The organism is Pseudomonas reactans, from assembly GCF_013385825.1.
GTDB classification, from domain to species: domain Bacteria; phylum Pseudomonadota; class Gammaproteobacteria; order Pseudomonadales; family Pseudomonadaceae; genus Aquipseudomonas; species Aquipseudomonas reactans.
Genome location: NZ_JACAPG010000021.1, coordinates 292,561 through 309,344, shown reverse-complemented (window position 1 = coordinate 309,344; position 16,784 = coordinate 292,561). Strand labels below are relative to the sequence as shown.

The 16,784-nt window shown below is 60.7% G+C and carries 18 protein-coding genes and 2 pseudogenes; 10 read left to right on the top strand and 10 right to left on the bottom strand.

The window, feature by feature from the left end:
- Nucleotides 1–33: 33 nt before the first annotated feature.
- Together HX868_RS26070 and HX868_RS26065 are read right to left on the bottom strand one after the other, a co-directional pair.
- The gene (locus tag HX868_RS26070; RefSeq protein WP_095017364.1) at nt 34–378 is read right to left on the bottom strand and encodes a YciI family protein; all 345 of its coding nucleotides are present in this window, start codon (nt 376–378) and stop codon (nt 34–36) included.
- Between the two features lie 42 nt (nt 379–420).
- Nucleotides 421–840: a YybH family protein gene (locus HX868_RS26065; protein ID WP_177004822.1), complete on the bottom strand. Its 420-nt coding sequence runs from the start codon at nt 838–840 to the stop codon at nt 421–423.
- Between the two features lie 148 nt (nt 841–988).
- Between HX868_RS26065 and HX868_RS26060 the strand changes: the two genes are divergently transcribed.
- The 3 genes from HX868_RS26060 (at nt 989) to HX868_RS26050 (ending at nt 2,435) form a co-directional block, all read left to right on the top strand.
- Entirely contained in the window at nt 989–1,483 is a 495-nt protein-coding gene (locus tag HX868_RS26060; RefSeq protein ID WP_177004821.1) for a GNAT family N-acetyltransferase, read from the top strand.
- 65 nt (nt 1,484–1,548) lie between these two features.
- The gene (locus HX868_RS26055; RefSeq protein ID WP_177004820.1) at nt 1,549–1,803 is read left to right on the top strand and encodes a helix-turn-helix domain-containing protein; all 255 of its coding nucleotides are present in this window, start codon (nt 1,549–1,551) and stop codon (nt 1,801–1,803) included.
- Nucleotides 1,804–1,829: 26 nt separating this feature from the next.
- A complete protein-coding gene (locus HX868_RS26050) occupies nt 1,830–2,435 on the top strand; it encodes a pyridoxamine 5'-phosphate oxidase family protein (protein ID WP_177004819.1) in 606 nt (201 codons plus the stop codon).
- Nucleotides 2,436–2,476: 41 nt separating this feature from the next.
- On the opposite strand, the gene HX868_RS26045 is transcribed toward HX868_RS26050, so the two are convergent.
- Nucleotides 2,477–2,959 carry a GyrI-like domain-containing protein gene (locus HX868_RS26045; protein WP_177004818.1) on the bottom strand — a complete coding sequence of 161 codons (483 nt, stop codon included), beginning with the start codon at nt 2,957–2,959 and terminating at the stop codon, nt 2,477–2,479.
- Nucleotides 2,960–3,154: 195 nt separating this feature from the next.
- On the opposite strand from HX868_RS26045, the gene alaC reads away from it, so the two are divergent.
- Complete coding sequence (gene alaC / locus HX868_RS26040; RefSeq protein ID WP_038850588.1) at nt 3,155–4,366, top strand: alanine transaminase; 1,212 nt, start codon at nt 3,155–3,157, stop codon at nt 4,364–4,366.
- A 93-nt stretch (nt 4,367–4,459) separates the two neighbouring features.
- Here the strand turns inward: alaC and HX868_RS26035 are convergent, their stop codons facing one another.
- A complete protein-coding gene (locus HX868_RS26035) occupies nt 4,460–5,812 on the bottom strand; it encodes a GntP family permease (RefSeq protein WP_068932357.1) in 1,353 nt (450 codons plus the stop codon).
- An 84-nt stretch (nt 5,813–5,896) separates the two neighbouring features.
- Nucleotides 5,897–6,430, bottom strand: coding sequence for a gluconokinase (locus HX868_RS26030; protein WP_016975994.1), 534 nt, complete (start codon nt 6,428–6,430; stop codon nt 5,897–5,899).
- A gap of 213 nt (nt 6,431–6,643) precedes the next feature.
- On the opposite strand from HX868_RS26030, the gene gntR reads away from it, so the two are divergent.
- The 5 genes from gntR (at nt 6,644) to HX868_RS26005 (ending at nt 11,174) form a co-directional block, all read left to right on the top strand.
- Nucleotides 6,644–7,675, top strand: coding sequence for an HTH-type transcriptional regulator GntR (gene gntR / locus HX868_RS26025; RefSeq protein WP_177004864.1), 1,032 nt, complete (start codon nt 6,644–6,646; stop codon nt 7,673–7,675).
- 40 nt (nt 7,676–7,715) lie between these two features.
- On the top strand, nt 7,716–8,348 hold the full coding sequence (locus HX868_RS26020; RefSeq protein ID WP_177004817.1) for a glutathione S-transferase family protein: 633 nt from the start codon (nt 7,716–7,718) through the stop codon (nt 8,346–8,348).
- 15 nt (nt 8,349–8,363) lie between these two features.
- Nucleotides 8,364–9,101, top strand: a complete 738-nt coding sequence (locus tag HX868_RS26015) for an NAD-dependent epimerase/dehydratase family protein (RefSeq protein WP_177004816.1) — start codon at nt 8,364–8,366, stop codon at nt 9,099–9,101.
- An 8-nt stretch (nt 9,102–9,109) separates the two neighbouring features.
- Complete coding sequence (locus HX868_RS26010; protein ID WP_177004815.1) at nt 9,110–10,519, top strand: MFS transporter; 1,410 nt, start codon at nt 9,110–9,112, stop codon at nt 10,517–10,519.
- Between the two features lie 133 nt (nt 10,520–10,652).
- Nucleotides 10,653–11,174, top strand: coding sequence for a hypothetical protein (locus tag HX868_RS26005; protein WP_177004814.1), 522 nt, complete (start codon nt 10,653–10,655; stop codon nt 11,172–11,174).
- 122 nt (nt 11,175–11,296) lie between these two features.
- Here the strand turns inward: HX868_RS26005 and HX868_RS31355 are convergent.
- The 3 genes and pseudogenes from HX868_RS31355 to HX868_RS25995 all read right to left on the bottom strand — a co-directional run.
- A pseudogene (locus HX868_RS31355) lies at nt 11,297–11,722 on the bottom strand (methyl-accepting chemotaxis protein); the annotation flags it as partial.
- Between the two features lie 117 nt (nt 11,723–11,839).
- Nucleotides 11,840–12,616, bottom strand: a pseudogene (locus HX868_RS31350) (PAS domain-containing protein); the annotation flags it as partial.
- A 167-nt stretch (nt 12,617–12,783) separates the two neighbouring features.
- The gene (locus HX868_RS25995; RefSeq protein WP_177004812.1) at nt 12,784–13,653 is read right to left on the bottom strand and encodes a LysR family transcriptional regulator; all 870 of its coding nucleotides are present in this window, start codon (nt 13,651–13,653) and stop codon (nt 12,784–12,786) included.
- Nucleotides 13,654–13,749: 96 nt separating this feature from the next.
- On the opposite strand from HX868_RS25995, the gene gstA reads away from it, so the two are divergent.
- The gene (gstA, locus tag HX868_RS25990) at nt 13,750–14,352 is read left to right on the top strand and encodes a glutathione transferase GstA (RefSeq protein WP_177004811.1); all 603 of its coding nucleotides are present in this window, start codon (nt 13,750–13,752) and stop codon (nt 14,350–14,352) included.
- Here gstA and HX868_RS25985 read toward each other — a convergent pair.
- On the bottom strand, nt 14,292–15,722 hold the full coding sequence (locus tag HX868_RS25985) for an aromatic amino acid lyase (RefSeq protein ID WP_177004810.1): 1,431 nt from the start codon (nt 15,720–15,722) through the stop codon (nt 14,292–14,294). The genes gstA and HX868_RS25985 overlap by 61 nt on opposite strands.
- Nucleotides 15,719–16,723, bottom strand: a complete 1,005-nt coding sequence (locus tag HX868_RS25980; protein WP_177004809.1) for an ornithine cyclodeaminase family protein — start codon at nt 16,721–16,723, stop codon at nt 15,719–15,721. The genes HX868_RS25985 and HX868_RS25980 overlap by 4 nt, the downstream gene beginning before the upstream one ends.
- Nucleotides 16,724–16,784: the final 61 nt, after the last annotated feature.

Below are 16,784 nucleotides of genomic sequence, written 5' to 3'. Positions count from 1 at the left end.
GGGTAAACCTCTTGAGTCTTAGGATTGTTGTGTTCAGAGATTCAATTCACGCACGGGGCGCACTTCCACACTGCCGACCCGGGCGGCCGGAATGCCGCCGGCCACTTGGATCGCCTCATTTAAATCACGGGCCTCGATCAGGTAGAACCCGGCGAGCTGCTCCTTGGTCTCGGCAAACGGCCCGTCGGTGATCGACAACTTGCCATTGCGCATGCGCACGGTGGTGGCAGTGCTCACCGGCTCCAACGGCTCGGCAGCCAGCATGCGACCGCTGGCCTGAACGGACTGCGCATAGGCGAAGCACTCCGGGTCTGCCGGGCTGTCCGGCGAGGTGTGCAGCACCTGTTCGTTGCTGTAGATCAGGCAGAGGTATTTCATGGGCTTCTCCGTTTTCGGACGACTGACTATAGATCGTGCAGGTCAAGGTTTCAGGTCGAACAGACCAGCGCCGGTTTCCATGTCGAACGGCGCGGACCAATGCTCATGCACCACTTTCCATTGGCCCTCGATGCGTTGATAACCGGCACTGACGCGCATCCAGCAGGTCTTGAGCACGCCGTCCGGCCCGGTGCCGCCGCAGTGGGCCAGCCAATGGGCAAAGGCGCTGTCTGCTCCGGCAACGATATGCAGCTCATGAAAGTCGAAAACCCCGGGGCCAGGACAGAATTCCATGCAGGCCTGCCAATGCGCCTGGTAGGCGGCCTTGCCCTTGAATTGCAGGGCGCCAACGGCGTCGAACGCGACGATATCGTCGGCGTAAAAGCTGACAATCTGCTCGACATCCTTGGCGGTGACAGCGTGTTTCCATTGTTCGATCAGGGTGTTGATGGCAGTGCTCATGGCGATACTCCTTGGGGTAGAAAACATCACGAAAGACACCCTTAGTCGAATGATCCATCGGCAAATCGACAGCCGTTTAAAAATAATTTCGTCCCCAACAAACCCGATAGAATCCACGCATCTTTGTAGGATTTCGGATACACCCCCGATGGAAACCCGCCTCGCCCGTTATGAGACGTTGAGCCTTGTGCAGAAACAGCAACTCGACACCCTGCAAGTGCATCCCGAGCAACTGGCCTATTCCGGCGATATCTACTGCGCGCTGAACAGCCTGCTGGTCAACCCCCATCCCGACGCCATCAAAGGCTTTGCCCTGCTCGCCGACGAAACGCCCGTGGCCTTCCTGCTGCTTAAACGCCCGCCTTGCCTGCCCCACTGGGCGGATGAACACAGCGCGACCTTGCATGCGTTGCAGGTGGATCGGCATCAGCAAGGGCGTGGGTTCGGCAAAGCCTGCCTGCAAGCGCTGCCCGCAGCGGCATTGCAAGCGTGGCCGCAGATCAAGGGACTGGAGTTGTCGGTGGATGCGGACAATGTGGCGGCGATGAGGCTGTATCTGGGGGCTGGGTGGGTGGATGGTGGAGAGGCGTATAAGGGGCGGATTGGGTATGAGCGGAGGTTGAGGTGGGTGTTTGCGGAGTGAATCTTGACGGCACGCCAATGTAACGCAAACATGACATTTCACAAATAATGTAATGGTTACGTGACATGGATGCTTCACTCATCACGCAGAGACTCGCAAAGCAAATTCGGATGAAACGTCTCAGCCAAGGCTATAACCAATCAGATCTGGCAAAGCTTGCGGGCGTTACACGTCAGAAACTCATCGAAATCGAGCAAGGCAGCATGTCCGTTTCAATGGGCGCATATGCACGTGTGATGGGTGCTCTGAGTAGTGAAATGGAACTGGTTAAAGCGCGCCTTCCAACACTTGAGGAAGTCGCAGACATTTTCAAAGATTAGGCTCTGCGCTTTTTATAGGAGATCCCATGCTGACAACCCTCGAACAACTCGAAGCGCTCTACGGCCTCCCCCACGAGCGCGCGGTACGCAAGGAAATCCCGTTTCTCAATGAGGACTACCAGTCGATGGTGCGGGCTTCACCACTGGTGGTGGTGAGTTCGTCCGGGCCGGACGGCATCGACGGTTCGCCACGCGGGGATGTGCCGGGGTTCGTGCGGATTCTGGATGAGCGCACCCTGGCGATTCCGGATCGGCCGGGGAACAACCGCTTGGATACTTTGCGCAATCTGGTACAGGACTCGCGCATTGCTTTGCTATTCATCATTCCGGGGATTGGTGAAACCTTGCGCGTTAACGGCCGGGCGCAGATTTCAATCGAACCTGAACTGCTGGAGAGTTTTGCGGTGAATGGCAAGCCGGCGCGGTCGGTGATTCTGGTGCAGGTGGAGGCCGCGTATTTCCATTGTTCCAAGGCGTTTGTGCGCTCGGACTGCTGGAACCCCGAGAAGCATCTGGACCGCTCGGAATTACCGTCGGCCGGCGCGTTTCACAAACGGCTCAATGATGGGCAGTTTGACGCCGAGGCCTATGACCGGGAGATGCCGGAGCGGGTCAGAAGCACGTTGTACTGATACATCGGTAGGAGCCGGCTTGCCGGCTCCTTTGAGGGTCGTCAGCCTCTTTCGCCCACCGGCAACCAGATCTCCACCGTCCCGGTGCCCTTGCGCGCATCGAAATCCGCGCTGTAGCGCTCGAAATCCGCGCCCATCACCTTGTAGCCCGAATGCGGCAGCCATTCGAACATGATGCGCTCGTAGGTTTGCTCAAGCGCCTGCACCGGCCCGTAATGCGGGAACACGGCGTAGTTGAGCGGTGGGATTTCGATGCATTCGAAGTTGCCTGGCACATCGGCTTTGGTCGGGACTTCCACACCGGCCATGTAGTCGAATTCGCCATGCTTGGGGTTATGGCAAACGCCATACGTCACACCGCCCACACGCTTCTTGATGTCCTTGATGCAGGTGTCGAACAACTCCCACAGTTTAGGGATATCGCCCACGGTGGCCTTCGAATAACGCCCTTGCACCCCGGCGATCACCAGGGCCTTACCGGCTTCCATGCGTGGCTCTAACGGTTGTTTTGTCTGCTGATCCATACGAACAGTCTCCTTCTTATGAGGGAACAAACCCGCATCGAGTATAGGGGCATATCCGCACTGGACTCCATGCAGAAAATTTTCCTAGGCATCTGGACAACCGGCCATCATCGACCGTATTGTCTGCCCCGCAGGCCACCGCAGTGGCCGACGTCGCTCGGACGGTTCCGGGCGCTTACGTACTTCGAGGCAACAATGGCAGACCAAGGTTCGCCGCGCCGCTTTGCGCGCATAGATCGACTCCCCCCTTACGTTTTCAATATCACGGCCGAGCTGAAGATGGCTGCGCGTCGGCGCGGCGAAGACATCATCGACTTGAGCATGGGCAACCCTGACGGCGCCACGCCGCCGCACATTGTCGAAAAACTCGTGCAAGTCGCCCAGCGTGAAGACACCCACGGTTACTCCACCTCCAAAGGCATTCCGCGTCTGCGCCGGGCGATTTCGCGCTGGTACAAGGACCGTTATGAAGTGGATATCGACCCCGAGTCGGAAGCCATCGTGACCATCGGTTCCAAGGAAGGCCTGGCGCACTTGATGCTGGCCACCCTGGACCAGGGCGACACCGTGCTGGTGCCCAACCCGAGCTACCCGATTCACATCTACGGTGCGGTGATCGCCGGCGCCCAGGTGCGTTCGGTGCCGCTGGTGCCTGGCGTGGACTTCTTCGCCGAGCTGGAACGGGCGATTCGCGGCTCGATCCCCAAGCCGAAGATGATGATCCTGGGCTTTCCGTCCAACCCGACCGCGCAGTGCGTGGAACTGGACTTCTTCGAACGTGTGATCGCGCTGGCCAAGCAGTACGACGTGCTGGTGATCCACGACCTGGCCTACGCCGACATCGTCTACGACGGCTGGAAAGCCCCGTCAATCATGCAAGTGCCGGGCGCCAAGGACATTGCGGTGGAGTTTTTCACCCTGTCCAAGAGCTACAACATGGCTGGCTGGCGCATCGGTTTCATGGTGGGCAACCCGGAACTCGTCAACGCCCTGGCACGCATCAAGAGCTACCACGACTACGGCACCTTTACGCCGCTGCAAGTCGCCGCCATTGCTGCACTGGAAGGCGACCAGCAGTGCGTGAAAGACATCGCCGAACAGTACCGCCAGCGCCGCAACGTGCTGGTCAAGGGCCTGCATGAGCTGGGCTGGATGGTCGAGAACCCGAAGGCATCGATGTACGTCTGGGCGAAGATTCCCGAGCAATATGCGGCCATGGGTTCGCTGGAGTTTGCCAAGAAGTTGCTGCTTGAGGCGAAGGTGTGTGTGTCGCCGGGGATCGGTTTTGGCGAGTATGGCGATGACCATGTGCGCTTTGCGCTGATCGAGAACCAGGACCGGATCCGCCAGGCGGTGCGAGGGATTCGCGGGATGTTCCGGGCGGATGGGCTGGTTACTAAAGCCTGAGCCAAATCCAAATGTAGGAGCCGGCTTGCCGGCGATGGCGATCTCAAGGAAGCCATCGCCGGTAAGCCGGCTCCTACTAGGGTATATGTAGCTTTAGACCACCAACGACAGCAACATGATGAAGATCAGGGCCACAATCGACAGAATCGTCTCCATCGCTGTCCACGTCTTGAACGTCTCCGCCACGGTCATGTTGAAGTACTGCTTCACCAGCCAGAACCCCGCATCGTTGACGTGAGACAGGATCAACGAACCCGCCCCTGTCGCCAACACCAGCAACTCACGGTTAACCCCCGGAATCATTCCCACCACCGGCACCACAATGCCCGCGCCAGTGATGGTCGCCACTGTGGCCGAGCCGGTTGCCACGCGAATCACCGCCGCGACCAGCCACGCCAGCAGGATAGGATTGATCTGCGCGTTCACCGCCATATGGCCGATCACGTCGCCCACGCCGCTGGTCACCAGCATCTGCTTGAAGCCACCGCCGGCACCGATGATCAGAATGATCGCAGCGGTCGGCGCCAGGCTGGCGTCGAGCAACTTGAGGATCTGTTTGGAGTGAATGCCCTGGCGATGGCCAAAGGTGTACAGCGACAGCAGCAATGCCAGCAACAGGGCGGAGATCGGGTGACCGATCATGTCCATCCAGTTGCGCACGATATGGCCGTCCGGCAAACCGATGTCAGCGAAGGTTTTGAGCAGCATCAGGAACACCGGCAACAACACGGTAATCAGGGTGATGCTGAAGCTCGGCAGGTTTTTGTGTTCCGACTCGCGGGCCAGTTGATCGACCAGTTCCTGGGACGGGTTGCCCGGAATGTACTTGGCGATAAACGTACCGAAGATCGGACCGGCGATGATGGCAGTCGGCAGCGCGACGATCAGGCCGTAGAGGATGGTCTTGCCGATGTCCGCGCCAAACACGCCGATGGCCAGCAACGGGCCTGGGTGCGGTGGCACCAGGCCGTGTACGGCCGAGAGGCCGGCCAGCAGCGGAATGCCGATCTTGATCAGCGACACGCCGGTACGCCGCGCCACGATAAACACCAGCGGGATCAGCAACACAAAGCCGATCTCGAAGAACAGCGGGATGCCCACCAGGAACGCGGCAAACATCATGGCCCACTGGACCTTCTCTTTGCCGAAGGCGCGGATCAGGGTCTGGGCGATCTGATCGGCACCGCCGGATTCGGCCATCATCTTGCCGAGCATCGTGCCCAGCGCGAGGATGATGCCGACAAAGCCGAGCACCCCGCCGAAGCCGTCCTGGAACGCCTTGATGATCTTGTCCACGGGCATGCCCGAGGTCAGGCCGAGGAAGCCGGCCGCGATGATCAGTGCAATAAACGGATGCACCTTGAACTTGGTGATCAGAACGATCAACCCGATGATAGTGACCACTGCATCAAGCAGCAGGTAAGACTCGTGGGACATGCCAAACATGGGGGGTCTCTCCTGTTTGTTGTTGTTATTAAAGCGGGTGTTGAATTTCCTGCCGGGGATAGCGCTATCTTTTCCGGCAAAAAATTAATGAGTAGGTTCAAAGCCGTGTTGCAGCCACCAGGCGTTGGTCTGCTCGGCCAGTTCCTCGATGCTGTCTTCGCTGGCGTTCAGAGCCAGGGTCAGCGGTTCGCCTTTGGGCGATTCAAGGGTGGCAAACTGACTGTCGATGAGGCTGGCTGGCATGAAATGCCCAGGGCGATGGGATACGCGGTCGGCGGCCACGGCGCGGGTCAGCTCCAAAAAGACAAACCCCAGGCCCGGCGCGGCTTCGCGCAGGTGGTCGCGGTATTTCTTTTTCAGGGCGGAACAGGTGAGCACGGGATGCTCGCCCGCTTTGAGCGAACGGCGCAGTTCATCGCAGAGGATGTCGAGCCAGCCGGCGCGGTCGTCGTCGTTGAGGGGGTGGCCGGCGCTCATCTTTTCGATGTTGGCGGCAGGGTGAAAGCTGTCGCCTTCAATGGCGGTAGCGCCGTTCAGGCGGCACAGGGCCTCGCTGACGCTGGACTTGCCACAGCCGGAAACACCCATGATGACCAGGGCGGTAACAGGTTGACTCATGAAACACCTCAGGACGCAGATAGCGCTACCTTTGCACGCTGTAAGGCTAGTGCAAAAACAGGCTTTTCCCGCGCCGTCTTGTCTTTTTTTATGGAGTGACGCGTGCATCCGCTCCAACGCTTTGAACAGGATCAGGCAACCCTTTGTTCAAGAATTTGCAGCCTTTTGGAGACAGCGCTACCTTAGTGCCTCGATTTTTGTTTGGCAAGCCGCCTGATGACCTCCAAGAACGATAAAAAATTGCGCACCACGGGTCGCCCGACCCTTAACGAAGTCGCCCGCCTGGCCGGCGTCAGCCCGATTACCGCCTCCCGCGCCCTGCGCGGTATCAGCACCGTGGCCACCGAACTGGTGGAAAAAGTGCAGCAGGCCGCCGCCGAACTCAACTACGTGGTCAACCCCGCCGCCCGCGCCCTGGCCTCAGCCCAGAGCCATTCGGTGGTGGTGTTGGTGCCGTCGCTGTCCAACCTGCTGTTTATCGAAACCCTCGAAGCCATCCATCAGGTGCTGCGGCCCAAGGGCTTCGAAGTGCTGATCGGCAACTTCCATTATTCCCGCGATGAAGAAGAAAACCTGCTGCGCAACTACATGGCCTACCAGCCACGGGGTTTACTGCTGACCGGGTTTGATCGCACCGAAAGCGCCCGACGGATGGTCGAGGCCAGCAATGTGCCCTGCGTCTACATGATGGATTTGGACCCGAACGCCGGGGTGAACTGCGTGGGTTTCTCGCAACTGAGCGCGGGCGAAACGGCGGCGGCGCATCTGTTGTCCCGCGGGTACAAACGCCTTGCGTACATCGGCGCGCAACTGGACCAACGCACGTTGCTGCGCGGCGAAGGTTTCCGTCGTGCGCTGCAACAGGCTGGCCTGTACGATCCGGCACTGGAACTGCTGACGCCGCGCCCCTCCTCAGTCGGCCTGGGCGGCGAACTCTTCCTGCAACTGCTGGCCGCCCATCCCGACGTGGATGCCATCTTCTTCGGCAACGATGACTTGGCCCAGGGCGCCTTGCTGGAAGCCATGCGCCATGGCATCAAGGTGCCGGAGCGCGTGGCCGTGCTGGGTTTCAACGACCTGCCTGCCTCGTCTTTCATGGTGCCGCGCCTGAGCAGCATCAGCACTCCGCGAGAAGCGATTGGGCGGCGGGCGGCGGAGCACCTATTGACGATCATGGCGGGCAACAAGATCGCCAAGCCGGTGGTGGACATGGGGTTTGAGTTGCAGGTGCGGGAGAGCACCTGACCCTGCTAGATTGGTTGCTCTCCACCGCAAGGAAAGCACCATGGGACACTCACTGAAAATCTTGGGTCGCACGTCCTCCATCAACGTGCGCAAAGTGCTCTGGACCTGCCAGGAACTCGGCATCGACTACCAGCGCGAAGACTGGGGTATCGGCTACACCCCCACCCAATCCCCGGAATTCCTCGCCCTGAACCCTAACGCCCAGGTGCCGGTGCTCATCGATGACCACGGCGTGTTGTGGGAATCCAACACCATCTGCCGTTACCTGGTCAGCCTCTACCAACGCCACGACCTGCTCCCCGCCGAACCCGCGCCACGGGCCAGGGTGGAACAATGGATGGACTGGCAGGCCACCGAACTCAACCCGTCCTGGGGCTACGCTTTCCATGCGCTGGTGCGCCAGAACCCGGACTACCAGGACCCGCAGCGCATCCAGGCTGGCGTGCAGGCCTGGAACGACAAGATGGGCCTGTTGGAACAACAGTTGCTCAAGACCGGCGCCTACGTCACCGGCGATGAGTTCACCTTGGCCGACATCCTCGTCGGCCTCTCGGTACACCGCTGGCGCAACGCCCCGCTGGAGCATCCGCCCTACCTTGCGGTGGAGGCGTATTACCAGCGCCTCAGCCAGCGCCCTGGCTTTAAAACCTTTGCCCTCGACGGCCATAACTAAGACAAGGACTGCACCGTGAAAGGACTCAACGTACTGCTCACCGGCGCCTGCGGCAGAATCGGCAAGACATTTTTCGACGCCTCGAAAGACCGTTACCGCTTTACCCTCACCGACCGCATCGCGCCGGATTTCGACTTGGGCGAACACCGCTTCGTGCACGCCGACCTCAGCGACAAATCCAGCCTGGCGGCCTTGCTCGACGGTATCGACGTGATCGTGCATTTGTCGGGCATTCCCCACGCCAGCGCGTCGTTCGATGAGTTGCTGCCCAATAACATCCTCGCCACCACCTACCTGTTCGAAGCCGCCGTGGCCGCCGGGGTCAAGCGCCTGGTCTTCGCCAGCAGCGCGCAAACCATCGAAGGCTACCCGGTGGACCGCCAGATCACGCCCGGCATGCCGGTCATGCCCGCCAACCTGTACGGCGTGAGCAAATGCTACGGCGAGGCGCTGTGTGGCTACTACGCCGCGAAAACCCCGTTGTCGACCATTGCCCTGCGCATCGGCGCCTTCGAATTCCCCGAAACCCACGACCTCAACAACGCCCGCGACCTCAGCGCCTGGCTCAGCCCGCGTGATGCGGTGCAGTTGCTGCAATGTTCGGTGGAGGCTGACGGTGTGAAGCACCTGATCGCCCATGGCATTTCCAATAACCGCTTCAAGCGCCTGGACCTAAGCGAAACCACACGGGTGCTGGGTTACCATCCCCAGGATGACGCGTTTCAAACATTTGAGATTCCGATCACTTATTGAGTTTCCCCATGCCCGCACTCTCTAGCACCGACGGCATCGATCCAATCCGCGCCGCCCACATCAGCGCACGCATCGATCGCCTGCCTGCCGTCGCCACGGTCTGGCGCCTGGTAGCGTTGCTCTCCATCGGCGGTTTTTTCGAGCTGTACGACCTGTTCCAGACCGCCTACATCAGCCCCGGCCTGATCAGTGACGGAATTTTCCACACCGGCAGCGAGGGCGTGTTCGGTTTCTCGGACCAGGCCGCCTTTGCCTCGGCAACCTTTCTCGGCCTGTTCCTCGGCGCCAGCCTGCTCAGCCCTATCGCCGACCGTTTCGGACGGCGGGCGATCTTCACCTTTGCGTTGGTCTGGTACACCGTCGCCACCGTGTTGATGGGCATACAGACCTCCGCCGTGGGCATCATCTGCATGCGTTTCCTGGTCGGCATTGGCCTGGGTATTGAACTGGTGACCATCGACGCCTACCTCTCGGAACTGGTGCCCAAGCGCATGCGCAGCTCGGCGTTCGCCTTTGCGTTTTTTATCCAGTTCCTGTCAGTGCCAGCGGTGGCGTTGATGTCGTGGTGGTTGGTGCCGCAAGCGCCGTTCGGCGTATCCGGCTGGCGTTGGGTGGTGCTGTCGAGTGCGGTGTTTGCGCTGTTTATCTGGCAATTGCGCAAGCGTTTACCGGAGTCGCCGCGCTGGCTTGCACAGAAAGGTCGTTTCGAAGAGGCCGGTGCGATCATGGACAACCTTGAAGCACGCTGCCAGAAGGACCATGGCAAACCGCTGGATGAGCCCGAGCCCGAAGCCGTCAGCGTGCAGGGTAGCGGCCGCTTTGCCGATATCTGGCAACCACCGTATCGCCGCCGCGCCTTGATGCTGATCGTGTTCCATGTGTTCCAGGCCATCGGCTTCTTCGGTTTTGGTAACTGGCTGCCAGCGTTGCTGTCGGGCCAGGGCGTCAGCGTGACCCACAGCTTGCTCTACGCCTTCATCATCACCCTCGCCTACCCGTTGGGGCCGTTGCTGTTCGTGAAGGTGGCCAACCGCTTTGAAAACAAATGGCAGATCGTCGGCTCGGCCTTGGGCGCGATGATCTTCGGCAGTCTGTTTGCCCTGCAAACCACGGCGGTGGGGCTGGTGATCTGCGGGGTGATGATCACCTTCTGTAACGCCTGGCTGAGCTTCAGTTATCACTCATACCAAAGTGAATTGTTCCCCACCAACATCCGCGCACGGGCGGTAGGCTTCTGTTACTCGTTCAGCCGCTTGTCCACGGTGTTCAGCAGTTTGCTGATCGGTTTTATCCTCGAACACCTGGGCACACCGGGCGTGTTGGCATTCATTGCCAGCAGCATGTTGATCGTGATGATCACCATCAGTTGGTTCGGGCCGCGCACGCGGAACCTGGCGCTGGAAAACATCGCCCACTGACGGCAATGGTTGGCCGCATGCGGGACAATGTTTGCCGCAGCGGCCAGGCGATCCCCAATAAAACCGGGCACTTCACACCCGGCACGCTATTTGCTCCACCTGTGGCACCGAACATTCCCCCAGGTGACCGATCATGCTGGTTAACAACAACACCCAAGCCGTGTCGACCGTTCAACAACTCAAACGGCCCGACATGGACCCCGCCAACGCCGCTGCCAGCGCGCTGTACAGCGGTGCCTTGCAAGCCGCGCAACAAAGCGTGACTGTGCCGGCCGCGCAGAAGGAACTGGACAAGGCCAACGACCGCATCGACGAGGCCTTCGCCAAGACCCGCGTGCAATTGCAGACCACCACAGAAGCCGTCACTGCCGCTACCGCAACGCCGGACGTGCCAAAGACCGGTGCGACTGCCAGCACCGCGCGCTCCGAGTTCACGGACTACATGAGCAAATCCCCGGCCGAGCGTATCCGTGAGCAATTGCTCAAGGAACAGGGTTTGACTGAGGCGGACGTGCAGGCACTGCCGCAGGAAAAACAGGACGCCATTGCCAAGGAAGTCGCTGAACGTTTGAAGCAGCAACAAGAGCAGCAGGTAGCGGCGAAGACCGTTGACCCGCAGGCGCAGGCGCTGAAAGAGACGCTGGCTGCGATCTAAGCCGCACCGCAGATCAACTGTAGGAGCCGGCTTGCCGGCGATGCAGGCGCCTCGGTGAGTCAGATAGACCGAGGTGATGCTATCGCCGGCAAGCCGGCTCCTACAGGGATTGGGTTGTCAGATTATTGCAGTTGTAGCGTCGAATTGAACTGCCCGATCGCATCCACCACATGCCGTGACCCTTCCTGGATCTCCAGGATGACCTGCCCCGCTTCATTCGCCAATTCCACTCCCAAGCCCGTGCGGCTCAAGCTTGACTGCATGCTCGACACCGCACTCAGCGACAGGTCGTGGTTCTTGCGCACCACATCGACAATTTCCACCGTCGCCTGGCTGGTGCGCGCGGCAAGGCTGCGCACTTCGTCAGCCACCACCGCAAAGCCGCGTCCGTGTTCACCCGCCCTTGCGGCTTCGATCGCGGCGTTGAGCGCCAGCATATTGGTCTGCTCGGCAATGCTGCGGATGGTCTGCACGATCGCGCCGATGATGTCCGATTGCTTGCTGACCGCGTCGATACTCACGGCCGCCTGGTTCAGGTCGTGGGAAATCTCTTCGATGATCTGTACGGTTTGCTGCACAACCTCCGAGCCCTTGCGGGCGCAGGCGTCGTTTTGCACCGAGGTGGCGTGGGCCGAATCGGCGGCATTACGCAGGGTGGTGACTTGGTCCGTGATGTCGCTGGCGAACTTCACCACTTTGTACAGGCGGCCATTGGTGTCGAAGATTGGGTTGTAGGACGCTTCCAGGAACAGGGTCTTGCCGTACTTGTTTTTGCGCTCGAAGCGGTGCGAGTGGTATTCGCCACGATTGAGCGACGCCCAGAACGCCTTGTAGGCCGGCGATTCCACTTCATTGCGGTGGCAGAACATGCTGTGGTGCTGGCCGACGATTTCATCCAAGGAATACTGCACGGTCTTCAGGAAGTTTTCGTTGGCGTTGATGATCTGGCCCTGCGGGGTGAACTCGATCACCGCCATGGAACGACCGATGGCGTCGATCAGGCTCTGGTTTTCATGTTCGTGATGGACCCGCGCCGTGATGTCCGACGCGACTTTGATCACGCTCTGCACGTGGTTGTCCTTGTCCAGCACCGGCATGTAGCTGGCTTCCAGCCACACTTCCTGGCCGTGCTTGTTCAGGCGCATGAAGGTGCCGCTGAGGGCCTCGCCCCGCGCCAGGTCGCGCCAGAGCTTGGCGTAGCCGTCGGTGTGGGTGTAGGCCTCTTCGCAAAAGAGGCGGTGATGTTTGCCGCGAATCTCCTCGGCGCTGTAGCCCATCGCTTTGCAGAAGTTGTCGTTGGCGTCGAGGATCACGCCACTGGGGTCAAACTCGATCATGGCCATGGAACGGCTGATGGCGGCCAGTTTGGCGTTGGATTCGGTGAGGGCGCAGGAGAAACGTTCGATTTCTTGCAGGTCGGATTTGTGATGGCGGTTGAACATGTTCGGATCACCCTTCAATTACCAGCGCCTGGCGAGGCGCATTCCATTCACGGATTGAATATTGCTGGCAGATCTTTATGGGAACAACCATCCGAATCGCTTTATATGCCAAGCGTCATCAACGGTTCTGGATGAGCATAGACAGGGCTTGGCGCTATGCAAGGCCACTAGTCATCCAGCATTTTTAACAATGCGAGGGCGGCGGCTGACGGTGGGCGATCCGGCGCACCGACCAAGGCAAATTCACGGTGCAGCGGCACATCCAACGCCATCACGCGCAAGCCCTTGCGCTGGGCCGGCAAGGCCATTTCCGGCACCAACGTAACGCCGACGCCCTCACGCACCAGGCTGAAGGCACTGCTCCATTCACGCACTTCCACGCGGATATCGCGCAGCGCCAGCCCCGCGGCGGCGCCCAGGCTGCGAGCATTGGCGGTGCACCCACCGGTGGCGAGTACAAAAGGCTGCTCAAGCAGTTCCTCGAGCGACACCGTGGCATCCACCGGGCGCTGGGCCAGCGTATGGTCCACAGGCAGCACGGCCCTCCAGAAGTCACGACCCAGCACCGTCGCATTGCGCTCCGGCTTGGGATTGAGCACCACGCCCAAATCGATGAGCCCGGTGTCGAGCAAGGTGAGCACCTCGTTGTCAGTGACATCCAGGGTAGTGACTTCTATCCCGGGATAAAGCTGCGCAAAACGCTGTAACGCGGGTGTCAGAAACGTCGCCAGCACCATGGGGAAACTGGCGATGCGAATCGTCCCACGCAACATGGGCCGGGCTTCGTCCACGGTGCTACGAATCGTCTGCAAGGCCCCAAGCATGACTCGCGCCTGCTCAATCACACTCAAGCCCAGGGCGGTGGGCAAGGTCTTGCGCGGTTCGCGGGTAAACAGCTGCGCGCCCAACGTCGCTTCCATACCGGCCATGGCCTGGCTGGCGGCAGATTGGGTCATGCCCACGCGCTCGGCGGCGGCGGTGATGCTGCCGTGATCGGCCACGGCCACCAGCAAGCGCCAGTGCATCAGGTTCATCATCGCAGTAGCTGTCCTTATGGCAGGGGTCTGAACGTTTAATTTTACGCACGGTGCCACGCCCGCGAGACTGGCGCAAATTCAACGGAGCTGCCCCAGATGAAACTGTATTTCTTCCCCCACGCCTGTTCCCTCGCCCCGCATATCGTGCTGCGCGAATTGGCGCTGCCGTTCGACCTGGTCCTGGTGGATAACCAGGCCAAGACCACCGCCGACGGCGAAGACTTCCTGCAGATCAACCCCAAGGGCTACGTCGCGGCGCTGAAACTGGACAATGGCCAGGTACTGACCGAAGCCAGTGCAATCCTGCAATATCTGGCCGACCTGAAACCCGCCGCAGGCCTGGCGCCGGCCAATGGCAGCTGGGAGCGCGTGCGTCTGCAAGAATGGCTGAATTTCATTGCCACCGAGATTCATGGCGGCTTGGCGGTGTTCTTCAACAACGCGATTCAAGGCGAAGTAAAAGCCTCATTCCAGGCCACGCTGTTCAAGCGCTTCGCGGTGTTGGTGCACACGCTGGAGCGTCAGGACTACCTGCTGGGCGCGCAGTACTCGGTGGCGGATGCCTACCTGTTCGTGGTGCTGCGCTGGGCGGCGTTTCACGCGATGGATCTGGGCGACTGGCCAGCGCTGGCGGCGTTTCAGCAGCGGGTGGGTGAGCGACCGGCGGTGATTGCAGCATTGGCCGCCGAAAACCCATGAGTCGAGATGAAGGCGCTTAGCGCCAGCACATCCACCGAACCCGCACGATCCTTATCCAGATGAGCCACCTGGCTGCGCACGGTTTCATGGATCTGCCGAGCGCCGTCCCCCAGACGCAGCTCACCGCGCAGGTCCACTGCCTGCGCGGCGACGATCAGTTCAATACTGGCCAGCCACAACACCCGCTCGGTCAAGCGACGAGTCTTGTCGACCGCAGCCAAGGCCTGGCCCGCATAATCTTCAACGCGGTCCGCCACCGGCACGCTCACCGCCGGCAATGGATTGGCCAGATGGCCGATTTCCGCGACCAACGCCGAACTGGTGCGCTGCAAGGCGGCCAGGCCGACATGACCGGGTTGAGTGATCAGGAAGCGCGGCAGATCACTCGAAGCCGGCGATAGCAATTTGGCAATCCGCTCGGCGCTGCACGCGGCCACTCGATTCAGCGCCAGGCCTAACCCTTCAGCAGCCAGCGCCAAATGCGTGCTGTCAAAATTCGCGGTGGCCAGCACTAACGCTTCTTCGCTGATCAGCGCCGGGTTGTCCGCCCCACTGCGCAGTTCCAGTTCGACCAGGTCATGCAACTGCTGCAACGCCTGCTGCGCCGCGCCCTGTACCACTGTGGCGCAGCGAAAGCTCAAGGGGTCCTGCAGACGACGCGGGCTGTCCGTCAACTCACCGCCCGCCAGTAACCACAACAGCGCCGCCGACTGCCCGCTTTGCCCCGGTGCAGGCCGCAAGCGAGATGCCCATGGCTGGAATGGGCTGAGATTGGCCCGGTAGCCCTCGCACGACAACGCCAACGCTGCCAGCACCGCCGCCAACACTTGCTGCGCCTCGGCGACCAGCAACGCGCCGAGCCCGACACTGGCAGCATTGGCCGAGACCAGCGCCAGCCCGTCCTTGCCGGTCAACGGCACCGACAGTGCCAGGCTCAGGTGCGCCAATGGCGCCAGGTCGCTCTCGCCCAACGAGCCGAGCAACGGCACCTGCGGTTCGGCACCGGCGTTGAGTAAATCCAGCAACGCCTGCGCGGCCTGCGCCGAAATGCCCGAACGCCCTTGGGCTAATCCGGCCAAGCGCGCGGCAGTAATGGCGCGCAGTTCCTGACGATTGGCCAGGCGTCCAACACCCACCGCGCGCCCCAACGGAATGTTCGCCTGTACGGGCACCACTGCCGTATCCACCGCGGCACCGAGGCCGGTATTCACGCCATAAATCGGCGTGCCTTCAGCCGCCAGTTTCACCAACAACTGGTGGCCTTCTTCAATACGCTGACGGGCCTGCGCAGAGAAATCCGCCGGTACGTCTTGCCGGGCAATCGCCAGTAAATCGGTAAGGGCCAAACCTTGAGGGTCGAAGTGAATCATGCCCAGCGCAACCGCTGGCCAATCCCCAGACGCCCGGCTTTTTCCAGCAGCGCATGGCCCAACGCGATATCACTGAGGCTCAGCCCACGGTGCCAGAAGAGGATGGTTTCCTCGGGGTTCTCCCGGCCGGTTTTCAGGCCGGCCACGATCTGGCCCAGTTCGGCGTGCAGGGTCTGGGCGCTGAGTTTGCCAGCGTCGACATGGGCACGTAGCGCGCCAAAAAGCCCGCCTTTGCACTGGCCCCAATCATCGACTACCAACTTGCTCATGATGTCGGTCAGCGACAACTCCACCGCGCTCATGGTGCCGTAAGGCACCACGAAAGCACCGGGTTTGATCCAGTCGGTGCGCAACAAGGGTTCGGGCTGATCCAGGCGCGACGCCTCGACCACAATGTCAGCGCCACGTACGGTGGATTCCCAATCGTCGGTAACGATCACCGGTTTGCCCAGGTCCTTGCGCAGACGCTCGGCGAAGGCTTCACGGCTTTCGCTGCGGCGTGAGTGCACACGGATTTCGTCGAAGTCGAACAGGTGATCCAGCAAGCGCACGTTCCAATACGCCGTGCCACGCGCGCCAATGTGCGCCAGCACTTTGCTGTCGGGCCGGGCCAGGTATTTGGCGCCGATGGCCGTAATCGCACCGGTGCGCATATCGGTGATCGCCGAGGCATCCAGGATCGCCTTGGGAATCCCGGTGGCCGGGTCCAGCAGGTTGAGGATCGCCAATTCCGAGGGCAAGCCCTTGCGGTAGTTGTCGACAAAATCCCCCACCACTTTGACGCCGGCATAGCCGATATCGCCGCCCAGCACACCGCGCAGTACGTTGAAGTGGCCGTTGATCTCACCGCCGGGAATCAGGTGGGTACGCGGCTCGATCACCGCCTCGCCACGGCCCTGGATCGCCAGGCTGGCTTCGATGGCGGTGAGGATCTCGTCGTTGGTGAGGTTCAGTTCGTCGATGTCGAGGCCGTTGAGAAAATCGATGTAGATCGGTTGCATGGTCTGCTCACTGATTAATTTTGGATGAGTGCGCTTTACCTTGTGGCGAGCGGGCTTGCCC